Consider the following 1,597-nt stretch of genomic DNA (forward strand, 5'->3'; position numbering starts at 1 on the left):
TCAAAATTAAACAGAGTAAAATAAACCGAACAATTTATGAAACAGTCTTGCTGTTTCAGTTCTCCTTAGAAAGGAGGTGATCCAGCCGCAGGTTCTCCTACGGCTACCTTGTTACGACTTCACCCCAATCACTAACCCCACCTTCGGCCGCGTCCTCTTACGTTAGACTACGGACTTCGGGTGTTGCCAGCTCTCATGGTGTGACGGGCGGTGTGTACAAGGCCCGGGAACGTATTCACCGCGACATGCTGATTCGCGATTACTAGCAACTCCAGCTTCATGCAGGCGAGTTTCAGCCTGCAATCCGAACTGAGAGCAGTTTTTGAGTTTGGCTCCACCTCGCGGTATTGCTTCTCTTTGTTCTGCCCATTGTAGCACGTGTGTTGCCCTGGACATAAGGGGCATGATGATTTGACGTCATCCCCACCTTCCTCCGCGTTAACCGCGGCAGTCTCGTTAGAGTGCTCAACTAAATGTTAGCAACTAACAATAAGGGTTGCGCTCGTTGCAGGACTTAACCTAACATCTCACGACACGAGCTGACGACAACCATGCACCACCTGTCTCCCTGCCCCGAAGGGCTTCGCCTATCTCTAGGTTATTCAGGGGATGTCAAGTCCAGGTAAGGTTCTTCGCGTTGCTTCGAATTAAACCACATGCTCCGCTGCTTGTGCGGGCCCCCGTCAATTCCTTTGAGTTTTAATCTTGCGATCGTACTTCCCAGGCGGAGTACTTAATGTGTTTACTGCGGCACAGAAGGGGTCGATACCTCCTACACCTAGTACTCATCGTTTACGGCGTGGACTACCAGGGTATCTAATCCTGTTTGCTACCCACGCTTTCGTGCCTCAGCGTCAGTTACAGTCCAGAGAATCGCCTTCGCCACTGGTGTTCTTCCTAATCTCTACGCATTTCACCGCTACACTAGGAATTCCATTCTCCTCTCCTGCACTCTAGATATCCAGTTTGAAATGCAGTGCCCAGGTTAAGCCCGGGTATTTCACATCTCACTTAAACATCCGCCTACGCACCCTTTACGCCCAGTAAATCCGGACAACGCTTGCCACCTACGTATTACCGCGGCTGCTGGCACGTAGTTAGCCGTGGCTTCCTCCTTTGGTACCGTCATTATCGTCCCAAAAGACAGAGTTTTACAATCCGAAGACCTTCATCACTCACGCGGCGTTGCTGCATCAGGCTTTCGCCCATTGTGCAATATTCCCCACTGCTGCCTCCCGTAGGAGTCTGGACCGTATCTCAGTTCCAATGTGGCCGATCACCCTCTCAGGTCGGCTACGCATCGCTGTCTTGGTAGGCCATTACCCCACCAACTAACTAATGCGCCGCGGGTCCATCTCAAAGCGAATTACTCCTTTCATCCATTCTTCATGTGAAGATTGGCTTTATGCGGTATTAATCTTCCTTTCGGAAGGCTATCCCCCACTTTGAGGCAGGTTACCCACGTGTTACTCACCCGTCCGCCGCTAATCCACCCCCGAAGGGGTTTCATCGCTCGACTTGCATGTGTTAGGCACGCCGCCAGCGTTCGTCCTGAGCCAGGATCAAACTCTCAATTTAAAAGTTAAAAGTTTTTCTT

The 1,597-nt window shown here is 51.0% G+C and carries 1 rRNA gene; it reads right to left on the bottom strand.

The window, feature by feature from the left end:
- Positions 1-69 precede the first annotated feature (69 nt).
- Positions 70-1,578: ribosomal RNA gene (locus tag KM800_RS14990) — 16S ribosomal RNA — on the bottom strand.
- Positions 1,579-1,597 lie beyond the last annotated feature (19 nt).

It is taken from the genome of Clostridium tyrobutyricum, assembly GCF_019144085.1.
Lineage (GTDB): Bacteria > Bacillota > Clostridia > Clostridiales > Clostridiaceae > Clostridium_B > Clostridium_B tyrobutyricum_A.